Below are 23,389 nucleotides of genomic sequence, written 5' to 3' on the forward strand. Positions count from 1 at the left end.
GACATATGGCCATGCGTTGCCAAAGGGGGTTGTTTTGGCAGGTCACACACTCAATTGAGAATAAACTGCATCGCACGGCGTAAACCTACGGTTAACGCCATTCTAACAAATATGCAATTCACCTGCGCAAATGCAAAGCATACGATAACCAGCGAAAACCACGTGGGTCGATTAATGGGAGCGGCCCACAGGGAGGCACAAGAAGGGAAGTTCCTATGAGCAACTGGCTTAAGCTCGAGGGCGATGTCTGCGCTGTGACCGGCGCGCTCGGCGGCATGGGCGTCGAGATCTGCCGCGAGTTCGCCCGCAACGGCGCCAACGTTGTCCTGCTCGACCTGGACGAGGAGAAGGTCAAGGCCACAGCTGCCGACCTCGCCGCCGAGTTTGGCATCCACGCCGAGGGCTACAAGATGAACGCCACCGACGAGGCCGAGGTTCAGGCCGCCGTCGATGCCACCATCGCCGAGTTCGGCCGCGTCGACGTCCTCGTCAACACCGCCGGCATCCTGCGCTTCGCCGCCATGGAGGACCTGCCGCTGAGTGACTGGAACGAGGTCATCAACGTCAACCTCACCGGCTACTTCATCACCTCGCAGCGCTTTGGCCGCGAGATGATCAAGGCTGGCCAGGGTCGCCTGGTGCACATCTCGACCGTTGCCAGCCACTCCCCCGAGACATTCTCGGGCGTGTACAGCTCCACCAAGGCGGGCGTCAACATGATGTCCAAGATGCTCGCCGCCGAGTGGGGGCCCTACGGCGTCCGCTCCAACTGCGTCGAGCCCTGCTTTGTCAAGACCCCCATGTCGGCGAGCTTTTACGCCGACCCCGAGGTCGAAAAGAGCCGCAGCCGCCTTATCGCTACGCGCCGCATCGGCGAGGTCAGCGATATCGCCAACGCCGTGATGTTCCTGGCGTCCAAGCGCTCGGACTTTACCACCGGCGACGCCATCAAGGTCGATGGCGGCTTCTCCAATATGATGGGCGACCTCACCGCCAAGCCCGGCGGCCGTCGAGCCTTTGCCGACAACTATCTTAAGAACAAGGGTGTCGAGCTCTGGTCCGACGAGTCCGGCGTCGCAAAGCCGACCGATCAGTAAACCAGCCCGGTAGAAAGGGGCGCGGGGCAAGCACCTCAGCGGCGTTTGCCCCGCCCCTCCCCCGCATCGATTAGAAAGAGTCCCATGACTTCCACCAACTCCAACAAGGGTCGCGCCGTCGTGCTTTCCGCCGCGTGCGTCACCATGTTCTTCATCAGCTCCATCGCGCTGTATTCCGTCGTGAGCAAGAACCTGCTTGCCGTCTACCCCGAGTGGTCCAGTGCCCTGACCTGGGCTTTCCCGGTCTTTCAGACCATCATGGCCGTGACGGGTATCTTCGCCGGTCGCATCTCCGATAAGATCGGCCCCCGCAACGTCGTGATCGCCGCCGCCGTGTGCTACGGCCTGGGCTGGTTCATGTCCGGCACCGTCACCGAGCCTTGGCAGTTCTACCTGTGGTTCTCGCTCGTCGCCGCTGTCGGCAACGGCCTGGGCTACAACCCGGCACTCACCACGGGTCAGAAGTGGTTTATCGACAAGAAGGGCCTCGCCTCCGGCATTACGCTCGCTGCTTCGACCGCCGGCCCCGCCGTGCTGTCCCCGGTGCTCGCCTCGCTGCTCATCCCGAGCCTGGGCATCTTTGGCGCCCTCAAGGCACTCGGCGTCATCTTCTTTGTGACGATCGCCGCCTCCGCCCTGTTCCTGAAGGCCCCCGAGGCCGGCTGGCTGCCCGAGGGCTTCGAAGCCCCCAAGGGCGGCGCACATGCCGGTACCTTCGGCGACCTCACCCCGGGCGAGATGGTCAAGACCCCGCGCTTCTGGGTCCTCATCGTCACCTTCGCCTGCGCCGCCACTGCGGGCACCCTGCTCGTGGGCAAGGTTGCCTCCATCGCCGCCGTCCAGCTCTTCGCCGACCCCACGAGCGCCGCAGCCGTCGCCCTCGGCGGTGTGGTGGTTTCCGTCAACACCTGCGCCAACCTGGTCGGTCGCCTGTCCTTTGGCCAGATCATCGACAAGCTCGGCGCCTATAAGTCGCTGCTCATCAGCCTTGTCGTCACCATCGTCGCGCTCGTCATCATGTCGATGAGCTTTACGCAGAGCATGTTCTTTGTGGCACTCGCCCTGCTCGGCTTTAGCTTTGGCGCCCTGCTCGTCATCTACCCGCCGCTCACCGGTGGTGCCTTTGGCACCAGCAACATCGGCGTCAACTACGGCATCATGTTTTTGGGCTACGCCGCTTCTACCTGGATCAGCCAGCCCATCACCGCCGTGCTGTATCACGCCGAGGCCGGCAGCGCCGCCTACCAGCAGTCCTTCTACGGCGCCATCGTGATTGCCGCCATCGCCGTCGTACTCACCGTCTACATGATGGTCTCCGACAGCAAGAAGAAGTCCGCCTAGTTATACCGATGTGACAAAGGGGCTGTCCCTTTGTCACATTCCAAGCCACCAGCATTAAGGAGTCGAAATGTCTCAGCTCAACCCCGTCCGCATTGCCGTCATCGGCGCCGGCGCCATGGGCCGCAACCACATCCGCTTTGTCACCGAGGAGCCCGAGGCCGAACTCGTCGCCATCGCCGACGCCTTTGAGGGCGCCCGCGCCACGGCCGAGGCCGCCGGCGTGCCGTTCTTTACCGATCCGGCCCAGATGATGGACGAGGTCAAGCCCGAGGCCGTCATCATCGCCACCCCCAACGACCTGCATCTGGGCGTTGCCCGCGAGGCCGTGAAGCGCAACATCGTGCCGCTGGTCGAAAAGCCAATCTCCAACGACCTCGAGGATGCCCAGGCCTTCGCCGCCGAGGCCGAGACCGCCGGCGTGCCCGTGCTCGTGGGCCAGCACCGTCGCCACAACCCGTTTGTCAACAAGGCCAAGGAGATCATCGAGTCCGGCGAACTGGGCAAGCTCACCGTGTCGAGCTTCCACTACATGATCTATAAGAACGACGAGTACTTTGATGTCGAGTGGCGCCGCAAGAAGGGTGCCGGCCCGATCCTGGTCAACCTGGTGCACGATGTTGACCTGCTCCGCTACCTGTTGGGCGAGCCCGTTGCCGTCCAGGGCATGCAATCCAGCGCTGCCCGCGGTTTTGAGACCGAGGACTCCGCCGTGGTCAACGTCCGCTTTGCCGATGGCGCGCTCGCGAGCATGACCATCTCCGACGCCACCGCCAGCCCCTGGAACTGGGAGGCAACCGCTCGCGAGGACCCGCAGTACCGTCCCTTCGACGCCGACGCCTACTTTATCGGCGGTACTAAGGGTGCCCTGTCGCTGCCCCGCCTGCACCAGTTCTCCTACGACGGCGCATCCAACTGGCACAAGCCGCTGCAGATGGAGATCCCGGCCGTCGACCCGGCGCTTCCCCACAAGATGCAGCTCAAGCACTTTGTGAAGGTCGTCCGCCGCGAGGTCGAGCCCGTCGTGACGCCGGCCGACAACGTCAAGACGCTCACGCTGCTTAACGCCATCAAGGAGGCCGCCGAGACCGGCCAGCTCGTCGAGCTGTAATGCCTTAAGAGCGACCGCGGCAGAAGCCCCATGCCGAACCCTTCGGTCCGCCACAAATAAGCCCCTCTTCTTTGCCCCGTGAGCAGCCTCCTGCCCGCGGGGCATTTTGCTACCTTGCCGACGATTTTTCTGGGGCGGGGGCTATTTTGCACCTCGGCTTGATTCGTTCGCCACGAAACGCGCCTATCTACTACGCTTAACCGATCGCCCTTAACCATGCCAAATTTCGCGGAATAAAAACCGCAGGTAGACGGGTTGCGCATTTTCGGAAAACCGGGGGATGGTCGACCCACACGGTTCAAACGTAGTAGATAGGCCGCTTTCGTGGTTCCGCGCCAAAACAGTCTTTTTTGAGCGAAGTAGCAGGTGGTATCCTTGGTAGCCCTGTGCTGCAAACGCACCTTAAACGCAAGGAGTCCCATGGATCTTATCGCCCAGCTCGCCCGCGAGCTCAACCTTAAGGCCGCCAACGTCGAGGCGGCCGTCAAGCTCATCGACGAGGGCAACACCATCCCATTTATCTCGCGCTACCGCAAGGAAGCCACGGGCGGCATGGACGACGTCGCCCTGCGCGCACTCGACGAGCGCCTGTCCTACCTGCGCAATCTTGAGCAGCGTAAAGAGGACGTCATTCTGCTCATCGACGCCCAAGGCAAGCTCACGCCCGAGCTCGAGGCACAGATCCGCGAGGCCACGCAGCTCCAGCGTGTCGAGGACCTCTACAAGCCCTACCGCAAAAAGCGCATGACCCGCGCGCAGAAGGCCCGCGAGGCAGGCCTGGAGCCGCTCGCCAACATGATCATCATGCAGGCTTCGGCCAAGGGCAGCGCCCTCGACGCCGCCGCGGCATACGTCAATGAGGAGGCCGGCTTCGACACGCCCGAAAAGGCGCTCGCCGGCGCTGCGGACATCGTGGCCGAGACGGTGGCCGAGGACCCCGAGAACGTCGCCGACCTACGCGCCTTTACGCAAAACACCGCCGACATCGTCGTCGAGGCCACCGACCCCGCCGAGAAGACCCCCTACGAGCCTTACTACAACTTTGACGAGCCGCTGCGCCGCATCCCTAACCACCGCGTGCTGGCTATCGACCGCGGTGAGCGCGAGGGCAAGCTCCGCGTGCGCGTGAACGTCGACGGCGCTGCCGCCACGGAGCGCCTCGGCAGCCGTTGGCCCCGACGCCAGGGCGTGTTTGCTCCCATCTTCGATGTTGCCATCGCCGACGGTTACAAGCGCCTCATGGCTCCCTCGCTTGAGCGCGAAGCCCGCGCCAAGCTCACCGTCCGCGCTCAGACCGAGGCCATCAACGTCTTTGCCAAGAATCTCGAAGGCCTGCTCTCGGCACGCCCCGTGCGCGGCGCCCGCGTGCTCGCGCTCGATCCGGGCTACCGTACCGGCTGCAAGGTCGCCGTCATGGACGAGACCGGTAAGCTGCTCGACCACGGCGTGGTCTACCCCACCAAACCGCGCCATGACGTCGCCGGCACCAAGCGCGAGCTCGCCCGCCTCGTCAAAAAGGACGGCGTCAACACCATCGTCATCGGCAACGGCACCGCCAGCCGCGAAACCGAGGAAGTCGTCTCGGAGTTCATTGCCGAGCAGGCGCCCAGCCTTCGCTACACCATCGTCAACGAGGCCGGCGCGTCGGTGTACTCCGCCTCCGAACTCGCCAGCCAGGAATATCCCGACCTGGACGTCACCGTGCGCGGCGCCATGAGCCTGGGCCGCCGCCTGCAAGACCCGCTGGCAGAGCTCGTCAAGATTCCGCCCCAGTCCATCGGCGTGGGCCAGTACCAGCACGACCTTGACCAGGCCGAGCTTTCGCGCACCCTGGGCCACGTGGTGGAGGACGTCGTCAACCGCGTGGGCGTCGACGTAAACACCGCGAGCGCGAGCCTTCTGGGATACGTATCGGGCATCACGCCGAGCGTGGCCAAGAACATCGTGGCGTACCGCGAGGAAAACGGCGCCTTTACCGATCGCCGCCAGCTCAAGAAGGTCCCCGAGCTGGGACCCAAGGCATATCTCAACGCCGCGGGCTTCCTGCGCATCAGCGGCGGCAAGAACCCGCTCGACGCGACAAGCGTCCACCCCGAAAGCTACGAGGTGGCCACGGCCGTCCTGGAGCGCGCCGGCGTTGCCACCAGCGAGCTCAGCCGTGGCGGCGTGCCCGATATCGAGCGCCGTCTGGGCAGCATTTCGGCACTGGCAAGCGACCTGGACTGTGGCACCCTGACGCTCATCGACATTGTCAACGAGCTCAAGAAGCCCGGTCGCGACCCGCGCGACGACGCGCCCGAAGTGGTCTTTAGCCGCTCAGCGCTTTCCATCGACGACCTGGAACCCGGCATGGAACTCAAGGGCACGGTGCGCAACGTCGTCGACTTTGGCGCCTTCGTCGACGTGGGCGTGCATCAGGACGGCCTCGTGCACATCTCCAAACTGGCCAACCGCTTCGTCAAGCACCCAAGCGACGTGGTGCACGTCGGCGACACGGTCAAGGTGTGGGTCGAAAAGGTCGATCGCGACCGCAAGAAGATCTCGCTCACCATGGTGCAGGGGAAATAAACCGCCAAAGCAAGGGTACCCCCTGTAGCGACGTGCAAAATCGCGAGTATTCTGCAATTTCCGCCGCTCCGAACGCCCCTCAGAGGCAATATAGTCACAAACAGCCCCCGTTTTAGCGTCGTCAGAGCCAAAACGGGGGCTGTTCCGTGCTTCAACCAGCTGGTAAAAGCCTTTACCTTGCTGAATACTCTCAATTTTGCACGTCGCAGGCGGGGGTACCTTTGCCTACGGCAGGATATGGAAGCCGAGTGCTAACTTGCCGGCAAGCTCGTGTCGGCAGCCCCGGCCTTTCCTTTACCTAGCGCGACCCTCGCGAAGCGTGTGAGCGATAGGGAAAGGAAAGGCCGGGGCGAACAACCCGCGGCGCAGCCAGTGTTCGCGTTACGGCAAGATATGGAAGCCCAAAGCGGCGATATCCTTGGCAAAGCCGCGCACGGTATCGAGCGAGACCTCGTACGGATCGCGACCGATGTTCTTGCGCTTGGCCAGGATGCTGTTGGGCACCGTGATGATCTGGCAACCGCAGGCCTGCGCCTGGTAAATGTTGATGAGCTCGCGCGTGGATGCCCACAGGACCTCGCAGTTGGGCTTGGCGGCGGCCGTCTTGACCGACTCCGTCACAAACGGAATGGGATCGACGCCGGTGTCGGCGATGCGACCGGCAAAGAGCGAGATGATGGACGGCGTCTCGGCGTCAACGGCCTCGACCATCTCGTCGACCTGCGTAGGCGTAAAGATGGTGGTGACGTTGACCTTGATGCCGTCGGCCGAAAGCTTGTGCACCAGCTCGGCGGTGGACTCGCCCTTGGTGGTCACGCACGGAATCTTGACGTAGACGTTCTCGGCCCAGGTAGCGATCTCGCGAGCCTCGACCTCCATGGTCTCGACGTCGTCGGCAAAGACCTCAAACGACACGGACACATCGGTGATGTGGGCCAGGACCTCCTTGGCAAACGCGCGGTAATCCGTCACGCCGCCCTTCTTCATAAGGGACGGGTTGGTCGTGAAACCCTGAACGTTGCCGCTCTCGTACATGTCGAGCATGCCCTCGAGGTTTGCACCGTCAGCGAACACCTTGATTGCCATCTGCCTGATTCCTTTCGTTAGCATACGGCCGATAAACTGCTAAACACTTTATCTACGTTTATCAAGGCGTGAACTGCGGTTTTTTATCTTCTCGGCGAACGGTTTTGCAGATTTACCATTTTTATATCGACGCCCCAGCGGCAAAACGTTTTTGCCGATCATTGCGTTTGATTCCGTTCACGGAACAGAAGCAGCGCCTCGCCGGCTCATATTCACAATCGCTCCAAAGCAAAAAGCGGTGACGCCTCGATTGAGACGTCACCGCTTCCGTGCAGGAGCCGGTTATCGGAGCTCCGCCCGATTAGGGCTTAACGTATGCCTGGATTACTCTTCCTCAACGTGATTGATCACAGCGCCCTTGGTGTGGATAAAGTTGGGGACGAAGGCGACGATCAGAAGGACAGCGAGAATCGCGTAGACACCAGTGGTACCGAAGGCCTCGGCAGCGCGGCCAAGCGTAATACCAATGACGGAGAAATCGAAGTCGCCGAACGTAGTGTTCTTGAAGCCAAAGACGTCAAGAACGGGCAGGAGCAGGGCCGGGGCAAAGGTGATGAGCAGGCCGTTGACGAAAGCACCAAGAGCTGCGCCCTTGCGACCGCCGGTAGCATTGCCGTAGATGCCTGCGGTAGCACCGCAGAAGAAGTGGGGAACCATGCCCGGGATGATGAAGATGCCCAGGGTAGCGCCCACGATGAACATACCGACCACGCCACCGATAAAGGAAGCGACAAAGCCGAGGATAACGGCGGTGGGAGCATAGGGGAAGAAGACGGCGCAGTCGACGGCGGGGATGGCACCGGGGATCAGCTTGTTGGAGATGCCCTGGAAAGCCGGGACCAGGTCGGCGAGGATCATACGAACGCCGTTGTAGACGATGGTGACACCAACGGCGAAAGACAGAGCACAGGTCAGGGCATAGACGATTACATCGTCGCCGCCAGCGGTCTTGGTAACGACCGCAGGATCTGCGATGTAAGCGGCGAAAGCGGTAACCAAGTAGAAGAAGGCCATGGTAAGAGCCGTGGAGATGGTGGTGTCGCGCAGGAAGGAGAACTTCTCGGGAACCTCGATCTTCTCGGTGCTGTTCTCCTCGGCGTCCTTAGCAAAAAGCGTACCGACTGCAGCGGAGATGTAATAGGCGAGTGAACCGAAGTGGCCCATGGCGATTTCATCGCCATCGGTAACCTTCTCGGTGAAACGCTGACCAACGGCGGGAAGCATAGCGCTCACGAGGCCCAGGAACATGCCGCCCACGATGACAAGCTGGACATCCTGGAAGCCAGATGCCTGCAGAACGGCAGACAGCAGGCAAGCCATAAACATGCTGTGATGGCCCGTCAGGAAGATGTACTTAAACTTGGTAAAGCGGGCAATGATAATGTTCACGACGTAGCCGAGAATCAGGATCATCATGGTCTGAACGCCGAGGACGCTCTGAGCCATCGAAACGACGACCTCGTTGTTGGGCACGACGCCGGTGATATGGAAGCCGGTCTCGATGAAGGTACCCAGCGGAGCAAGGTTCTCCTGGACAACAGCAGCGCCGGCAGACAGCATGATGTAACCAAGAATGGGCTTCAGGGTTCCCGTCATCACCTTGTGGGCAGGGCGCTTGAGCGCAACAAGGCCCACAAAGGCAAACAGACCCATGATCCACGCTGGCTTGGTCAGAATCGATTGGATAAACTCAAGTATGGGAAGGATGGCTTGCATCTGCGCTTCCTTTCTCTCTAACGTGGGCGCGTTTCCCTCTTCCACAGGGAACCGCCCTTTTTTGTGCCGCTTTAGGCGTTAGCGGCGGCCGCCTTGATTGCCTCGAGGGCGTCTTCGCGGATCTTCTTCTTGTTCACATAGCTGCGAACGATCACAACGTTGCCGTGGAGCTCGGGGGCGAGCTCCTTAACGGTGATGAACAGATCCGGATTTGCGGAAGAAGCACCGTTCAGGTCCATAGACTCAACGTCGGCCTTGATGCCCTCCTCCTCGCAAAGCTCCTCGACTTTGCCAGCGAGCATCAGGCTGGACCCGATGCCGTTTCCGCATACGGTGATGATATGCATGGCAACCTTCCTCTCCTACACGTGACGGTTTTCCGTCTATCCAAAAGCGGCGACGCATCGCCGTGCCATTAAGGCCTAAAAGAATGAACGCATGGTCTCCAAAACCTGCTCGGGCGTATCGCATGCGCTGAGCTTGGCAACGCAGTCCTCGTCCTCGAACATCTGCGAAAGCTCCGCCAAGCAGCCAAGATGAGCCTTGGGGTCGGGCGCGCAAATACCCACGAGCACGTGAACCGGATCGAAATCCTCGTGTCCAAACGCAACGGCTGGGTCAAGCGTGACGATACAGATTCCCGCTTCACTCACATTGCCATCTGCCTGAGCGTGGGGCATGGCGATGCCCTCTTCCAAGACCATATAGGGGCCGAATTTGTGAACCGATGAAATCATGGCGTCAACATAGCTCTGGTCGCATTTGTCAGCGCCTACGAGCAACTTACCGCATGCCCTGATCGCTTCCTCCCAATCGGAGGCCTCGACGTGGCAGGCAACAAGCTCGGGCTTAAGAAGATCGGTCAGCATGCTCGTCCCCTACTCCTCGGGCAAGATATGGAAACCAAGTGCCTGGATGTCGCGGGCAAAGCCCTTGACCGTATCAAGCGAGTACTCAAGCAAATCTTTCCCGAAATTCTTGCGCTTGGCAAGAAGGGCATTGGGGACCGTAATGATCTGGCATCCAACGGACTCCGCCTGGAAGATATTGAGGACCTCGCGCGTAGACGCCCAGAGAACCTCGGCAGCAGGCTTAACGGCAGCCTTCTTTACGGACTCCGCCATGAGGGGCAGCGGATCGACGCCGGTATCGGCAATGCGACCGGCGAAGATGGACAGAATAGAGGGGGTCTCGGCAGAGACGGCATCGACAAACTCGTCGACCTGCTCGGGCGTGAAGATCGTGGTGACATTCACCTTGATGCCGTCGGCAGAAAGGCGCTTGACCAGCGCGGCAGTGGACTCGCCCTTGGTGTTGAGCGCCGGGATCTTAACGTAGACGTTGTCTGCCCAGGTTGCAATCTCGCGAGCCTCGGCTTCCATACCAGCCTCGTCGTCGGCGAATACCTCAAAAGAGACCGACACATCGGTAATGTGCTCAAGAACCGTCTTGGCAAAAGCGCGATAGTCAGTCACGCCACCGGCCTTCATAAGGGAAGGATTGGTCGTGAAGCCCTGAACGTTGCCATTGTCATGCATGTCAAGCATGCCTTCGAGGTTAGCGCCGTCGGCAAACACCTTAATCGCCATGTTCGGTCCTTTCTCATCTAGCACTATTGCTATCGAAAGCTTTCTTCTTTGTTTCAAAAGCTTTTCGGCTTTCTTTTATAAACTATTTCAAAAGCCATCGAAAGCTCAATTGTCAACTTTCCGTGAACGGTCGAATATCGGGCGTGAACGTACTTCTTTTGGGCGGCACCTTCAGAATGAGACTCTTTATAGCCCGTTTACGTGCGAACTATCTGCTACGCATGCATTTATGACATGCCATTCCGTTCTTTTGATTCATTCGAATTTGCCTTGTTCTTTTCATATCGATACGTTATATTTCGATTACGAAAGGCGCATCTTTTTACCTTTTGTTCAAAAGGAGCGGCATATGGCATCTACTTCAGACCTTTCACCGGCCGAGCGTCAGCGATTTATCATGAATTGGCTGGCCGAAAAGCCAAATATCTCGGTATCCGACATCGTTCGCCGTTTTTCGGTTTCGGAAGTCACCGCACGACACGACCTCATCTCGTTGGAATCCGAAGGCAAGCTGCGTCGCGTACGCGGCGGAGCGGTATCGCTTTCTCGCTCCAACGCAATCTCGTATCCCGAGGAGCGCATCAATGTCCAAGTCGAGGCCAAGGAGGCCATCGCCGCAACCGCAGCAACTCTTGTTGATGATGGCGATGTTCTGGTAATTGATATCGGCACCACAGGCTTTTACTTCGCCAAGGCCCTCATGGACAAGCGTGAGATCACCATTATCACCGGCGATCTTGCAATCGCGAACTACGCCAGCTTCAATCTCCCCAATGCTTCGGTAGTGCTGCTGGGCGGCTCCGTGCGCAAGGGCCACCTCTATCTCGCGGGCGCACTAACGCTCGACTGCATGAGCAAACTACATGCCGACAAGGCGTTTGTCAGTGCCGACGGATTCCACCCCGACCACGGTTTTACCGTCGAGCACGACTTCTCGGCCATGATCAAGCATATGTACCTTACCAACTCAAACCAGGGCTACATGATGGTTGACCAGGGAAAGTTCAACAAAACCAGTTTTTATCAGTCCGCGCAGATCGATGACCTCGACGGCATCATCGTTGATGGAGACGACGAGGGCATCATGACGGCGGCGATCGAGAGCAGTCGCAGTCATCCCAAGCTCTATATTGCAAAATAGCTCAAATGGCCGGGTCGCCCCCACTGCGGGCGACCCGGCCATTTATTAAATCAACCCAAAATGCTGCATCGCTGTGACGGTACCGTCGTGTGCGACATCGTCGGTCACGTAGTCGGCGAGCGCCTTGACCTCGGGCATGGCGTTGCCCATGGCCACAGCCGTCTCGACGGCAGCGAGCATGCCCAGGTCGTTGCCCGAATCGCCAAAGCCAAAGGTGCGCGCGTTGCCGGTGCGACCTAGGTATTCCAGCGCTCGCGCCACGCCCACGCCCTTGTCGATGCCCTTGGGACTCAGCTCGCGGTTCTGGCCGCCAGTATTGCACAGCTCAAAGTTGCGATCGATAAAGCCGTCATCGTTGGCTACGCGAGCCAGGTTGCACGCGTTAATGCACACCTTGCCTACGTGCAAGCGGCCATCGACGCGCATCTGATCAACGCCATGCACCACGCCGGCGCCTAGCAGAAATGACTGTTCGACACCAACTGGCTCAAGTGAATAGGTGGCACCGTTCGTCTCGAACAACGCCTCGCCGCCCGCCACAGTAATGCGGCGCGCGAGCTCCTCAACAATGCCTTCGTCAATGCAATCCTCGTGCACCACGCGTCCCTCGACCTCGAGCGTGGCGCCCGCCATGGCAACGATTCCCGCCGGGTTCAGCGCACGCAGGCCATCGGCAACCAGCCACAAGGGACGGCCCGTGCAGATAAATGCCTGGTGACCCGCATTGCGCAGACGACCAAATGCATCGACAACAGCCTTCGACGGATGGATTGCATTGAAGTCCTTATCGGTCATATCGTCGGGGTCGAACGACGTCAGCGTGCCGTCCACGTCAAAAAAGAGCACAGCGGAATCGGGGCACGCATCAATCATATGGGTTCCTTTCGAGGTCGATGGCAAACGAAGCATCCATCATATAATGGAGCGACGCAACCAGAGAGGTCACCCATGGAATTTTATGCAAGCTGCCCCGAGGGCTTTGAATCCGCACTCGCCGACGAGCTCAAGTGGCTCGGGCTTTCGCATGTCCGCCGCCTGAAGGGCCGCGCTACGTTTGAGGGCGAGCTCGAAGAAGGCTACCGCGCCTGTCTGTGGTCGTGCCTGGCCAGCCGCGTGTTTGTGGTGCTCGGACGCTTTGAGGCACAGGATGCCGACGAGCTGTACGATGCCGTTTACGACATTGCCTGGGAAAACATCGTCCGCTGCGGCGCCACCATTGCCATCACTGCCCGTGGTGTGACCGAGCAGCTGCGCAACACGCGCTTCTCTGCCCTGCGCGCCAAGGACGCATTGTGCGATCGCCTGGCCGAGACCACAGGCCGTCGCGCCGATGTCGATGCTGCCGACCCCGATGTCCACCTGCTGCTTTCGCTACGCCAGCGCCGTGCGAGCATAAGCCTGGACCTTTCGGGCGACCCGCTGTTCAAGCGCCTGCCGCCCGCCGCGACTCGCGCCGGCGAGGGCGCGCACGTGCTACGCCCCGACTACGCCGCCCTGGTGTTGGCGCAGGTCGGCTGGACCGCGCTGTGCGAGCGCGAGCTGACGGCCGACGATTACGAGAACGAAGCCCTGCCCACGCTGGTCGACGCCTCGTGCGCCGGCGGCGGCCTGCTGCTAGAGGCCGTGAATATCCTAACCGACCGCGCTCCGGGCGCCGCCCGCGAGCACTGGGGCTTTGAGGGCTGGCAGCTGCACGACGCCGCCCTGTGGGAGCAGCTGCGTGCCGAGGCGCGCGAGCGCGAGGCGGCAGCGCGCGAGCGCCAGGTGCGCATCGTGGCCGTGGACATCGACCCCGCCGCCCGCAAGACCGCTGAGCGCATGGTCAAGTGTGCCGGCTACAAGCGCTTTGTCGAATTTTGCGCCGCCAAGTCCGCCACCGTACTGGACCATGCGGGCGCTGTCGCCGGCGCCGCCGTGGTCGCAGACACCACCGAAACGCCGCTTTCGCTCATGCACGACGCCATGACGCTGGTCGGCGAGCTGCGCCGCGCGCCCGAGCTTGCCTCGGCGCCGGTCGCCGCGCTCACCCGCGACGGATTACTGGCCCGCGCGCTCCATGCCGAGCCCGCGCGCTCCATTGCCGTCATGCCCAACAACGAAGAGGCGACTATTGAGGTTTGGCCCTCGCTCGACCACGCCGCCGCGACATTCGAAGCTGCGACCAGCGCAGATGCCGAGGAGCAGACCGCGGATGCCCAAGACGAAGCCGCCAATATCCCCATGCCCGAGCCTGCCGCCATGCTCGACCTGGGCGACGGCAAGCCGCTGCCCGTGCTCATCCCCGAGTCGGAGCAGTTCGCCAACCGCCTGCGCAAAAACGCCCGCCTGCGTCGCAAGTGGGCAAAGCGCGAGGGCGTGAGCTGCTACCGCGTCTACGATGCCGACCTGCCCGATTACTCCGCCGCCATCGATCTGTACGAGGGTTGTCCACAGACTCCGGGCCGCTGGCTCGTCATCGCCGAATACGCCGCGCCCAAGACCATCGACCCCGCACTGGCCCAGGCCCGTATGCTCGATATTCTGGCCATCGCGCCGCGTATCCTAGATGTCCCAGCCGAGCATGTGCACGCCAAGGCCCGCATGCGCTCGCGCGGCGGCTCGCAGTACGGCAAGCAGGGCGCCGGCAAGGGCGCATCGGGCGAGCGCGCCAATATCGCGCGCCGTCGCCTCCCGCTCATCGAAGAGGGCGGGCTCACCTTTGCCGTCAACTTTGACGACTATCTGGATGTGGGCATCTTCCTGGATCACCGCGTCACGCGCAACCTGGTGCGCGAGCACGCCAAGCATGCGCGTCGCTTCCTCAACCTGTTTGCCTACACCGGCACCGCCACCTGCTATGCGGCAGACGGCGGCGTCGAGGAGACCGTGACGGTCGACCTCTCCAACACCTATCTGGACTGGGCCGAGCGCAACATGCGCCAGAATGGCTTTGTGGGGCCGCAGCATCACTTTGTGCGCGACGACGTGCTCGCCTGGATTCGCGACCAGCGCCAGACGCGCAACCGCTGGGACCTGATCTTTGTCGACCCGCCCACGTTCTCGAACTCGTCCAAGATGGGCCGTCGCACCTGGGATGTTCAGCGCGACCATATTGAGCTTTTGGCCGGCGTATCGCGCCTGCTCGCGCAGGGCGGCCATGCCATCTTTAGCTGCAACCTGCGTGGCTTCCGCCCCGAGACGCGCAAGCTCGCCCGCGCGGGCGTGGTGTTGGAGGACATTACGGCGCAGACCATCCCCGAGGACTTCGCACGCAACCAGAAGGTGCACCACTGCTATATCGTGCGCCGCCTGCCCATCGAGGACGCCATGGCCGAGGTCGGCTTTAGCGCCGAGGAAATTGCCGAGCGCGTCGAGGAACTGCGCAACCCCGAGGCCCGCAAGCCCCGTGTGACAGTACCCGCGCACGCGCAGGCCGGCAACGGCAAGTCCAACTTTGCCGGCAAACCCTCCCCCGCCGGCAAGCCCAAAAAGAAGAAGTTCTACGCCAGCAAGCCCAAGGGCAAATAACAAAGTTGCGGTGGAATACGGACTGTTTTGCCTGGAATTAGGCAAATTTAGACCGTATTTCACCGCAACTCATATTGGGATGGTGGTTGGCGATCTAGCCTTGGATGACTAGGCGGTAGCCAATGCCCACGTGCGTTTGGATATAGCGCGGATGCGCGGGGTCGGACTCGATCTTCTTACGCAACGTGCCCATAAAGACGCGCAGGCTCGCCAGATCGCTCTTGGTCGCCGTACCCCAAATCTCGTGCAATATAAACTGGTGCGTCAGCACCTTGTCGGCGTTGTGTGCCAGCAAGCAGAGCAACTTGTACTCGATCGGCGTCAGGTGCAGCTCCTCGCCATCCATCGTGGCGATGCCGGCGTCAAAATCGATATGCAGCTCACCGGTATCGAACGAGCCCTCGGAGGCAACACCGCCCGTTTGCGCATACGAAAGGCGCCTGAGCGTCGTGCGAATGCGCGCGAGCAGCTCTTCGACCGAAAACGGCTTGGTCAGGTAGTCGTCGGCACCGGCATCGAGTGCGCGGATCTTGTCCGCGTCTTCGCTGCGCGCCGAGACCACAATGATCGGCATGCCCGACCATGCGCGCACCGACTCCACCACCTTGACGCCATCCATATCGGGTAGGCCCAGATCGAGCAGCACAATGCTCGGTGCCTGCGACGAGGCGGCGGCGATGGCGGCATGGGCGGTCTCCACAGCCATATGACGCAGGCCGTGCGCCTCGAGCGCGGCAACGATAAGGTTGCGAACGGCAGGATCGTCCTCAACGACCAAGATGAGCGGTTTTACGGCAGAGTTCGGCACGGCGCTACTCCTTATCAAACGAAACATCGGCGACGGGAAGCTCAATCGTAAAGACCGAGCCCTGCGGGTCCGCCGCGGCAACCTCTATGCTACCGCCATGCGCCAACGCAATGGAGCGGCAGAGCGAAAGACCCAGGCCCACGCTGCGATGGCTGTCGGCAAGACCGTGGTTGGCGGTGTAGAACGATTCAAAGATTCGCTCGCGGTCCTCGGGCGCAATGCCCGGCCCGTCATCGGCCACCGAGCACGTCACGTGCCCATCGTCGACGCCAATCGAAATCACGATATGCGAACCCGCGGGCGTATACGTGATGGCGTTGTTCACCAGATTCACCACGAGCTGTACCATCAGACGCGCGTCGACGTTAACGAGCGCCGGCTCATCGCACGCCACCACCTTAAGGTCGTGCTCGCGCACGGCCGGACTTACGTGGCGCAGCGCCTCCTCGACGATATCGTCCATGAGCTCGAGCGTAGTCGCCAGATGCATACCGCCGCCCTCGAGCTTGGTGATGGCAAGCAGGTTCTCGACGGTGGCGTTGAGCCATTGCGCGTCCGAGCGAATGGACAGGAGCATGCCGCGGCGCGTCTGGTCGTCGAGCTCGGCGGTGCCGGTCGAGCCCTGGTCGAGCAGCACGTCGGCATTGCCCGAAATGCTGGTAAGCGGCGTGCGCAGATCGTGCGAAATGGAGCGCAGCAGGTTGGCGCGCAACTGCTCGTTTTTGGCAAGCACCGCCGCCTCTTCGCGGGCCTCCATGGCGCGGGCGCGATCGAGTGCCAGCTCGCCTTCGCTCACGATGGCATCGGCAAGTGTCCGCTCCTCGTGCGTCAGCACGTCGGACTCGGCAACGATAGCCAGCACGCCCACAACCGAGGCGGGGTCGCCCGCGCGCACCATGGTGTCGCCCGAGCGTACGGTCAAGTAGATGCCAAAGAACGCCGAGCCGCCATAGGTGGCATCGAGTGGTGTTCCCACATAGGCGGACGCCGAGAGCCGCGGCGGCATTTGCGACGCCAGCTCGTGCACCGGCACGGCATCGCCCACGGCCGTATACGTCGCGCGCGGCAGCAGGTCATCATCATCGGCATCATCGCTGTACCACACGACCGGGCAGCCCGAAAGACGCGCCAGCTGCGTTGCCATGGCGTGCACAATCTGCTGCTGATCGGCACAGCGCTGCAGCATGCGGTTGGTCTCGAGCACCATCTGCGTGCGGCGGTCGCTGGCGGCGGCCTGCGCCAAGGCGCGGCGCAGGGCCAACGCGATCGAACTCGACACAAGCGAGACCGCAAACATGATGAAGAACATGCCGGGATAAACACGGTCGATAAACGACAGCGAGTAGCGCGGGTCAACAAACAAGAAGTTGTAGAGCGCCACGGCGGCAGCCGAGCTCAGCAGGCAATACAGGCGGCTCCAGGTAAAGAACGCGCACAGCTGCACGGCGAACACATAGACGATCATGATGCTCGGCGCGAGACCCGGATGGTCGAGCAGCGCGCCCGCAATCGTCGCCGCGACCAGCAGCCCCGCCGATACGCAGGCGTCATACAGAGGGCTGCGACGCGTCAGCGTCGTGCGCCGCCACCAAAAGTTCTCGGCAATATCGCCGTCCGCATGGACGTCCATCAGCGCCCCGCCCCTCTCTCAAAAACAAAAACCACCACAAAGGGGACAGGCACCTTTGTGGTGGTTTCCCCTTGTGGTGGTTCCAAGTGTATAGCCTTTACAGCCTGCGGTCGCTAGACAAACAGCAGACGTCGACTACGGACGCTCGTCGGGAGCCAGGCGCTGCATCTTGCTCACGGCCTTAAACTTGGTGAACAGCGGCACGTACTCAAAGCTCACGTTGGAGTTCTCCAGGCCGTACCAGCGCGCAGGCGTGCCGGCGGCGCGGCGGATGATGTACTTGAGCGTGATGGCCGTACGCTCGCTGGGCTCCACGTCGCTTTCGGGCGCCAGCAGCTTGCGGATCATGACGAACTTAAACGTACCGATGTTGCCCGGATCCTTGTAGACCGAGTAATCGTGCGTCTGCGCCGGCAGCTCGCCGCTGGCAGCCAGGTCCTGAACAACCTGGCGCAGGTAAGCATTGACGCGCTGGTTGATCTTATAGCCCAGGTACAGATGCACGCGGAATACGTAGTCGGTTCCGAACGTCTCGACCGAGTAGGCAAAGGTATGCGGCTCCTCCATGGTCTCGACATTCACGAACCACCAGGCGCGAGCGCGCTTGGGGTGCTTATCCAAAATCGAGTAGACGATATCGCGGTCGATATAGTCGGTGTTGGTGTCCTTGGTCAGGTACACGATGTTGTCGCTCATGAGCTCGTAGCGATCGTCGTCGCGCAGGCGTTTGAGCTGCGGCAGATAGCTGCGCAGCGGCAGCAGCGTAAACTGACGTTGCTCGACCGCCGTGCCGTTGTACCAGCACACCATAATGCCCATGATGAGTGCGGCCATAAGGATGGTGAAGTAGCCGCCGTGGAAGAACTTGGTGAGCGAGCTCACAAAGAAGAAACCCTCGAGCAAAAGGAAGAAGGCAGCAAAGATCCACGGCGCGACCTTGAGATTGCGCTCCACGTGCAGATAGAAGAAGAGCAGCATTGTCGTGCACATCATGGTCAGGGTAATGGCCAGGCCGTACGCGGCCTCCATGTGCGCCGAGTTCTGGAACAGCAGCACCACGACGACGCAGCCCACGAGCATGACGTTATTGACCATGGGGATGTAGAGCTGGCCCTTGGTCTCGGCAGGATAGAAGACCTGCATATGCGGCATGAGGTCCAGGCGGCTGGCCTCGGACACCAGCGAGAATGCGCCGGTGATGAGCGCCTGCGAGGCGATGATGGCCGCGACGGTGGAAAGGCCGACGGCAAAGGGGCGCAGACCCGGGGCGAGCATCTGGTAGAAGGGGTTGAGGTCGGCGATACCCATGAGCTCCGGGTTGCCGGCGTTGTTGATAAGCCACGCGCCCTGGCCCATGTAGGACAGCAGCAGGCAGCACTTAACGAACGGCCAGGTGGCATAGATGTTGCCGCGGCCCACATGGCCCATGTCGGAATAGAGCGCCTCGGCACCGGTGGTAGCGAGGAAGCAGCTGCCCAAAATCATGATGCCCGCATGGTTGTTGGGGCTCAGCAGAAAAGCGATGCCACGCAACGGGTTGAGGCACAGCAGCACCGCGGGATACTGGCAGACAAAGAACAGGCCCGTGCCGCCCAGGAACAAAAACCACAGCGTCATGATGGGGCCGAAGGCGTGACCGATCTTGGCCGTGCCGATGCGCTGCACCAAGAAGAGCGCGATGATGATGGCAAGCGTGATGGCGACGACACGACCCTGGTCGTCACCGAGCACGGCATGGACCGCCGGGATGGTGCGCAGGCCCTCGATGGCCGTGGTGACGGTAACGGCAGGCGTCAGGATGCCGTCGGCGAGGAGCGCCGCGCCGCCCAGCATGGCGGGGATGATGAGCCACTTGCCGCAGCGCTTGACCAGGCTGTACAGGGCAAAGATGCCGCCCTCGCCGTGGTTGTCGGCGCGCAGCGAGATCAGCACGTACTTGACGGTCGTCAGCAGCGTGACCGTCCACACGACAAGGGAGAGCGCGCCGAGCACGAACTCCTGCGTGACGCTTCCGATGCCGCCGTTGCCGGCAACGAGCGCCTTGGTTACATACATGGGGCTGGTGCCGATATCGCCATACACCACGCCCAGCGTGACGAGCATCGCCGAGATGCTCACAGGAATCGCAGCGTGCGAGGCTACTTCCTTTGCCTTTTGTTCCATAAGCCGGTTTCCTCCCAATTTTAACGTTCGACGGGATTATATGTAATCAGCCCATATTTTAATGGCACCGTTTTCCCAGCTAGATAAACATTTATGCGGCCTTTAGGCCACCGCGGCGATATGGAATGTGACAAAGGGACGCCCCCTTTGTCACATTCGTCATTTTCCGAGCCAGTTTTTGAGCCACCACTCCATAGAGCGGCTCATCTCGGCCATAAAGGGGCTCGTGTGCTTACGGGTGTAGATGTCGATGACGCGCTCGCCCACCTCGCGGGCGTGCGGGCGAAACATCGCATCCATCTCGGCCACCTGCGCATCCATCGTCGCGGCGTCGGCACGACAATAACGCTCCTCGTGCACCAGGTTCACCACGGGATGCGCGATTGCCGGGCGCTCCTTACGGGGCGTGCCGATGATGAGCATCGACAGCGGCATGGTATAGGCAGGCAAGTCCAGCAGTGCGGCAACTTCCTCGGCGTTCTCGACGATATCGCCGATATAGCAGCTCCCCAGCCCCAGAGATTCGGCGGCGACCACGGCGTTTTGAGCGGCGATCACGGCATCCTGCGCCGCGATGGCAAAGTCGCCCAAACCCGGCGCGCGGCGGGGCGCCTTGCCCGTGCGCTCGACAAACTCGGGTTCAAAGCAGCCCACGTGCTCAAACAGATCGATCCACTTGGCATAATCGACCACAAATATAAGTGCCCAGGGCGCCTTGGCGATCATGGGCTGGTGATCGCACAGGTCGGCCAGACGGTCCAGCGTAGCCTGCTCGCGAATGCTCACGATGGAATACATCATCATGGCGCCCGCCGACGGCGCGCGACTCGCCGCATGCAAGATCGCCGCCCGCTGCTCGTCGGTCACCGCCACGGGACGGCCGTCGTCATCGTGCGCAAAAGCGCGCGTGGACGAGCGGTGCTCCAAAATGTCCAGTACCGCGTTGCCCGTAGTCTCGACCGGATAGCCGTACGTATCCACGCCCGCAGCTCCGTCGCCGCCCATGTCCGCCTCGCAAACCTGCTCGCTCATCGCCCTACCCTCGCCATTTCTTCAAGAAGCCTTTACGTTTCCGTGTAATTCCCGTCCATTATCGCGCAGGTCGCCACTACATTGCGCCACACCGCCACACGCGCGCGTTAATATGGCTGGTTGGTGTGCGCAGCCACCAATTGCTGCGCATATCTTGGTAACAATCGGGTAAATCCCCGCTTTCGTAGGTTTTAGTTTGTGAGGAGTCTCAGCATGTTCGCTGCCGCCATCTCGCTCGTCGGTCTTGCGGCGACCGTCTACCTTGTCTTGCGCGAGGCCAAGGCCGTTTGCGCAAAGTCGGGCACCGTTGCCAAAAGCGCTCTTGGGTGGAGCGTCGCCTTTGGCCTGTTCCAGCTCTTTTTGACTGTCTGGGGCGCTATTGGTCTCGTCGCGCAAAACGAGCCGCTCGCCTTTGTGATGCTCATCCTGACCAACGCCATCCTCACCGGCTGCGCTTGGGCCAGCATCGCCCGCGACCGCATCGCCCCGCGCGTCTTTGCGTTCGCCTCGGCCGACGCTCCCGCCCCCACTGGCAAGCTCGCCCGCCTGCGCGGCGCCTTTGTGGGCAAACCGCTCGTCGCCGCCGTCCTGTGCCTGCTGCTCGCCGGCGTCTTTGCGCTGCTGGGCATGGAGGTCTCGTCCAACCACGACTTTACCTGGGTCTACCCCCTGTGCATCCTGCTCGAGTGGGCCATCATCACCGTGCTCATGACCGGCCTGTTCTTCCTATTCCAGCGCCACGGCGCAGCTCCCGCGGTCCTGGCCTTTGCCCTCTTTGTCCTGGGCATTGCCGAGTTCTTCGTCATCACGTTTAAATCCATGCCCATCCAGCCGGGCGACCTTTCGGCCATCTCCACCGCCGCCGCGGTCGCCGGCAACGGCTACACCTTCTCCATCTCGCTGTTCTGCGTGTTGTCCATGGGCTTTACCGCCATCGCCATGCTGCTGTGCGAGTACGCCGGCCTGGTGGCACCGCACCGTCAGAAGGGTGCCGCCAACGCCAAGCGCATGCTGCTCACCAACCTGCTCGTAGCGGTGCTGTGCCTGGGCGGCGTGACCGCGCATGTCACGCTCATCGACTACTACAACACTCTCGGCATCACCGTCTACACCTGGCGCCCGCTCGAGAGCTACTGGCGCGAGGGCTACCTGCCTGCCTTTATTAGTGCAGCGCAGTCCATTAAGCCGCCCAAACCCGCCGACTACTCCGTCGACGATGCCAAGGCCACGCTCAAAAAGTACGCCAAGGCCTACGACAAGTCCGACGCGGCCAAGAGCGACGAGCGCGCCGCCGCAAAGGAGCAATTCGACAGCGAGAAGCCCACGGTCATCGCCATCATGAACGAGACGTTCTCGGACCTGTCCATCTACCAGAACATGCGCGCCGGCTACGAGGGCCCGCAGTACTTTAAGAACCTGTCCAACTGCCTCAGCCGCGGCAAGCTCTATGTGAGCGCCTACGGCGGCGGTACCGCCAATACCGAGTTTGAGTTTATGACCGGCAACTCCATGGCCAACCTGGGCTCGGGCGTGTACCCCTACACCATCTACAACATGGAGACGACCGGGAACCTGGCAGAGCAGTTCAAATCGCTCGGCTATTCCACCACGGCCATGCACCCCAACCACGCCACCAACTGGAACCGCGAGAACGTCTATAAGGACTTTGGCTTTGACCAGTTCCTGTCCATCAACGATTTCCAGGGCGCCGATACCCTGCGCGGCATGGTGACCGACCAGGCTACCTACGACAAGATTCTGGAGCTGCTCGACCAGAACGCCGATCCGCAGTTTATCTTCGACGTGACCATGCAGAACCACTCGGGCTACGACACGGGCCTGCTGCCGGTCGACAAGCAGATGCACCTGAACATCGACACGACCGACCTGGACGCCAAGACCGTCGAGGACGGTACGCTCTCCGATGTCGACGAGTATGTCTCGTGCATCGAGCAGTCTGACCAGGCGCTGCGCTACTTCCTCAACGCCCTGAGCAAGCTCGACCGCAAAGTGGTCGTGGTGTTCTGGGGCGACCATCAGCCGTTCTTCCCGTCCAAGTTCAACGACAAGTGGTTTACCGGCGAGGATGATGCCACGCACCAGGAACGCCTGTGGCAGACCGACTACATCATTTGGGCTAACTACGACGTTGCCGGTTGCGACCAGACGAGTGAGACCGACGACCTGTCCACCAACTACCTGTCCACCCAGCTCATGCAGCTGATCGGCGCACCGCTGACCGACTACCAGAAGGCGCATATGACGCTGCGCGAGTCGCTGCCCGCCATCAACTCCGTGGGCTACGAGGACGCCAGCCTGCGCTGGGCGCTCTCCTCCAACGTCACCGGTGACGACGCCGCTGCCGCAGCCGCCACCAAGGCGCGCGAGGATTACGCCAAGATGCAGTACTACGAGATGTTCCGCGACGGCAAGAACGTCTATACGGAGCACTTCCAGACCGAGGCCAACGAGACCGACCCCAACCTGGCGCCGGGCACGACCAAGATTAAGTAGCGACACGTCTTAACTGGTTCGTCTGCCTGGCGGCGCGGAATGTAAGGTTCCCTGCTCGGACAGTCCTGCTCGCACGGAGAGCACATTAA

The 23,389-nt window shown here is 61.4% G+C and carries 17 protein-coding genes; 7 read left to right on the forward strand and 10 right to left on the reverse strand.

Annotation, left to right across the window (positions count from 1 at the left end; genetic code table 11):
* Positions 1-215: 215 nt before the first annotated feature.
* From DW151_RS05710 to DW151_RS05725, 4 genes are all read left to right on the forward strand, one after another.
* On the forward strand, positions 216-1,097 hold the full coding sequence (locus tag DW151_RS05710; protein ID WP_118334841.1) for an SDR family NAD(P)-dependent oxidoreductase: 882 nt from the start codon (positions 216-218) through the stop codon (positions 1,095-1,097).
* 84 nt (positions 1,098-1,181) lie between these two features.
* Positions 1,182-2,438, forward strand: coding sequence for an MFS transporter (locus DW151_RS05715; protein ID WP_118334842.1), 1,257 nt, complete (start codon positions 1,182-1,184; stop codon positions 2,436-2,438).
* A gap of 67 nt (positions 2,439-2,505) precedes the next feature.
* On the forward strand, positions 2,506-3,546 hold the full coding sequence (locus tag DW151_RS05720) for a Gfo/Idh/MocA family protein (RefSeq protein WP_118334844.1): 1,041 nt from the start codon (positions 2,506-2,508) through the stop codon (positions 3,544-3,546).
* A gap of 420 nt (positions 3,547-3,966) precedes the next feature.
* Complete coding sequence (locus DW151_RS05725; protein ID WP_118334845.1) at positions 3,967-6,114, forward strand: Tex family protein; 2,148 nt, start codon at positions 3,967-3,969, stop codon at positions 6,112-6,114.
* Between the two features lie 381 nt (positions 6,115-6,495).
* Here the strand turns inward: DW151_RS05725 and DW151_RS05730 are convergent, their stop codons facing one another.
* The 5 genes from DW151_RS05730 to DW151_RS05750 all read right to left on the reverse strand — a co-directional run bounded on the left by DW151_RS05730 (position 6,496) and on the right by DW151_RS05750 (position 10,505).
* The gene (locus tag DW151_RS05730) at positions 6,496-7,200 is read right to left on the reverse strand and encodes a transaldolase (RefSeq protein WP_233543358.1); all 705 of its coding nucleotides are present in this window, start codon (positions 7,198-7,200) and stop codon (positions 6,496-6,498) included.
* Positions 7,201-7,524: 324 nt separating this feature from the next.
* A complete protein-coding gene (locus DW151_RS05735) occupies positions 7,525-8,916 on the reverse strand; it encodes a PTS ascorbate transporter subunit IIC (RefSeq protein WP_118334848.1) in 1,392 nt (463 codons plus the stop codon).
* Between the two features lie 71 nt (positions 8,917-8,987).
* Positions 8,988-9,263 (reverse strand): PTS sugar transporter subunit IIB, encoded by a 276-nt coding sequence (locus DW151_RS05740; RefSeq protein WP_022094539.1) that lies wholly within the window; start codon positions 9,261-9,263, stop codon positions 8,988-8,990.
* 75 nt (positions 9,264-9,338) lie between these two features.
* Entirely contained in the window at positions 9,339-9,785 is a 447-nt protein-coding gene (locus DW151_RS05745; protein ID WP_118334850.1) for a PTS sugar transporter subunit IIA, read from the reverse strand.
* Positions 9,786-9,794: 9 nt separating this feature from the next.
* A complete protein-coding gene (locus DW151_RS05750; protein ID WP_117564350.1) occupies positions 9,795-10,505 on the reverse strand; it encodes a transaldolase in 711 nt (236 codons plus the stop codon).
* A 349-nt stretch (positions 10,506-10,854) separates the two neighbouring features.
* Here DW151_RS05750 and DW151_RS10490 point away from each other — a divergent pair, with 349 nt between their 5' ends.
* Complete coding sequence (locus DW151_RS10490) at positions 10,855-11,646, forward strand: DeoR/GlpR family DNA-binding transcription regulator (RefSeq protein WP_158548938.1); 792 nt, start codon at positions 10,855-10,857, stop codon at positions 11,644-11,646.
* 45 nt (positions 11,647-11,691) lie between these two features.
* Here DW151_RS10490 and DW151_RS05760 read toward each other — a convergent pair whose 3' ends face one another.
* The gene (locus tag DW151_RS05760) at positions 11,692-12,519 is read right to left on the reverse strand and encodes an HAD hydrolase family protein (RefSeq protein ID WP_158571661.1); all 828 of its coding nucleotides are present in this window, start codon (positions 12,517-12,519) and stop codon (positions 11,692-11,694) included.
* Between the two features lie 75 nt (positions 12,520-12,594).
* Between DW151_RS05760 and rlmKL the strand changes: the two genes are divergently transcribed.
* On the forward strand, positions 12,595-15,153 hold the full coding sequence (gene rlmKL, locus DW151_RS05765) for a bifunctional 23S rRNA (guanine(2069)-N(7))-methyltransferase RlmK/23S rRNA (guanine(2445)-N(2))-methyltransferase RlmL (RefSeq protein ID WP_118334853.1): 2,559 nt from the start codon (positions 12,595-12,597) through the stop codon (positions 15,151-15,153).
* A gap of 94 nt (positions 15,154-15,247) precedes the next feature.
* Here the strand turns inward: rlmKL and DW151_RS05770 are convergent, their stop codons facing one another.
* The 4 genes from DW151_RS05770 to DW151_RS05785 all read right to left on the reverse strand — a co-directional run bounded on the left by DW151_RS05770 (position 15,248) and on the right by DW151_RS05785 (position 20,786).
* Complete coding sequence (locus DW151_RS05770; RefSeq protein ID WP_195919844.1) at positions 15,248-15,961, reverse strand: response regulator; 714 nt, start codon at positions 15,959-15,961, stop codon at positions 15,248-15,250.
* Between the two features lie 4 nt (positions 15,962-15,965).
* Positions 15,966-17,591: an ATP-binding protein gene (locus DW151_RS05775; RefSeq protein WP_118334855.1), complete on the reverse strand. Its 1,626-nt coding sequence runs from the start codon at positions 17,589-17,591 to the stop codon at positions 15,966-15,968.
* 135 nt (positions 17,592-17,726) lie between these two features.
* Positions 17,727-19,754: a KUP/HAK/KT family potassium transporter gene (locus DW151_RS05780; RefSeq protein ID WP_117638035.1), complete on the reverse strand. Its 2,028-nt coding sequence runs from the start codon at positions 19,752-19,754 to the stop codon at positions 17,727-17,729.
* A 159-nt stretch (positions 19,755-19,913) separates the two neighbouring features.
* Positions 19,914-20,786 (reverse strand): nitroreductase family protein, encoded by an 873-nt coding sequence (locus tag DW151_RS05785; RefSeq protein ID WP_118334857.1) that lies wholly within the window; start codon positions 20,784-20,786, stop codon positions 19,914-19,916.
* 213 nt (positions 20,787-20,999) lie between these two features.
* On the opposite strand from DW151_RS05785, the gene DW151_RS05790 reads away from it, so the two are divergent.
* The gene (locus DW151_RS05790) at positions 21,000-23,300 is read left to right on the forward strand and encodes an LTA synthase family protein (protein ID WP_118334858.1); all 2,301 of its coding nucleotides are present in this window, start codon (positions 21,000-21,002) and stop codon (positions 23,298-23,300) included.
* Positions 23,301-23,389 lie beyond the last annotated feature (89 nt).

The organism is Collinsella sp. AM13-34 (assembly GCF_003473055.1).
GTDB lineage: Bacteria > Actinomycetota > Coriobacteriia > Coriobacteriales > Coriobacteriaceae > Collinsella.

Coding starts and splice junctions, on each gene's coding strand:
- DW151_RS05710 (WP_118334841.1), top strand. CDS start 216: ATGAGCAACTGGCTTAAGCTCGAGGGCGATGTCTGCGCTGTGACCGGC.
- DW151_RS05715 (WP_118334842.1), top strand. CDS start 1,182: ATGACTTCCACCAACTCCAACAAGGGTCGCGCCGTCGTGCTTTCCGCC.
- DW151_RS05720 (WP_118334844.1), top strand. CDS start 2,506: ATGTCTCAGCTCAACCCCGTCCGCATTGCCGTCATCGGCGCCGGCGCC.
- DW151_RS05725 (WP_118334845.1), top strand. CDS start 3,967: ATGGATCTTATCGCCCAGCTCGCCCGCGAGCTCAACCTTAAGGCCGCC.
- DW151_RS05730 (WP_233543358.1), bottom strand. CDS start 7,200: ATGGCAATCAAGGTGTTCGCTGACGGTGCAAACCTCGAGGGCATGCTC.
- DW151_RS05735 (WP_118334848.1), bottom strand. CDS start 8,916: ATGCAAGCCATCCTTCCCATACTTGAGTTTATCCAATCGATTCTGACC.
- DW151_RS05740 (WP_022094539.1), bottom strand. CDS start 9,263: ATGCATATCATCACCGTATGCGGAAACGGCATCGGGTCCAGCCTGATG.
- DW151_RS05745 (WP_118334850.1), bottom strand. CDS start 9,785: ATGCTGACCGATCTTCTTAAGCCCGAGCTTGTTGCCTGCCACGTCGAG.
- DW151_RS05750 (WP_117564350.1), bottom strand. CDS start 10,505: ATGGCGATTAAGGTGTTTGCCGACGGCGCTAACCTCGAAGGCATGCTT.
- DW151_RS10490 (WP_158548938.1), top strand. CDS start 10,855: ATGGCATCTACTTCAGACCTTTCACCGGCCGAGCGTCAGCGATTTATC.
- DW151_RS05760 (WP_158571661.1), bottom strand. CDS start 12,519: ATGATTGATGCGTGCCCCGATTCCGCTGTGCTCTTTTTTGACGTGGAC.
- rlmKL (WP_118334853.1), top strand. CDS start 12,595: ATGGAATTTTATGCAAGCTGCCCCGAGGGCTTTGAATCCGCACTCGCC.
- DW151_RS05775 (WP_118334855.1), bottom strand. CDS start 17,591: ATGGACGTCCATGCGGACGGCGATATTGCCGAGAACTTTTGGTGGCGG.
- DW151_RS05780 (WP_117638035.1), bottom strand. CDS start 19,754: ATGGAACAAAAGGCAAAGGAAGTAGCCTCGCACGCTGCGATTCCTGTG.
- DW151_RS05785 (WP_118334857.1), bottom strand. CDS start 20,786: ATGAGCGAGCAGGTTTGCGAGGCGGACATGGGCGGCGACGGAGCTGCG.
- DW151_RS05790 (WP_118334858.1), top strand. CDS start 21,000: ATGTTCGCTGCCGCCATCTCGCTCGTCGGTCTTGCGGCGACCGTCTAC.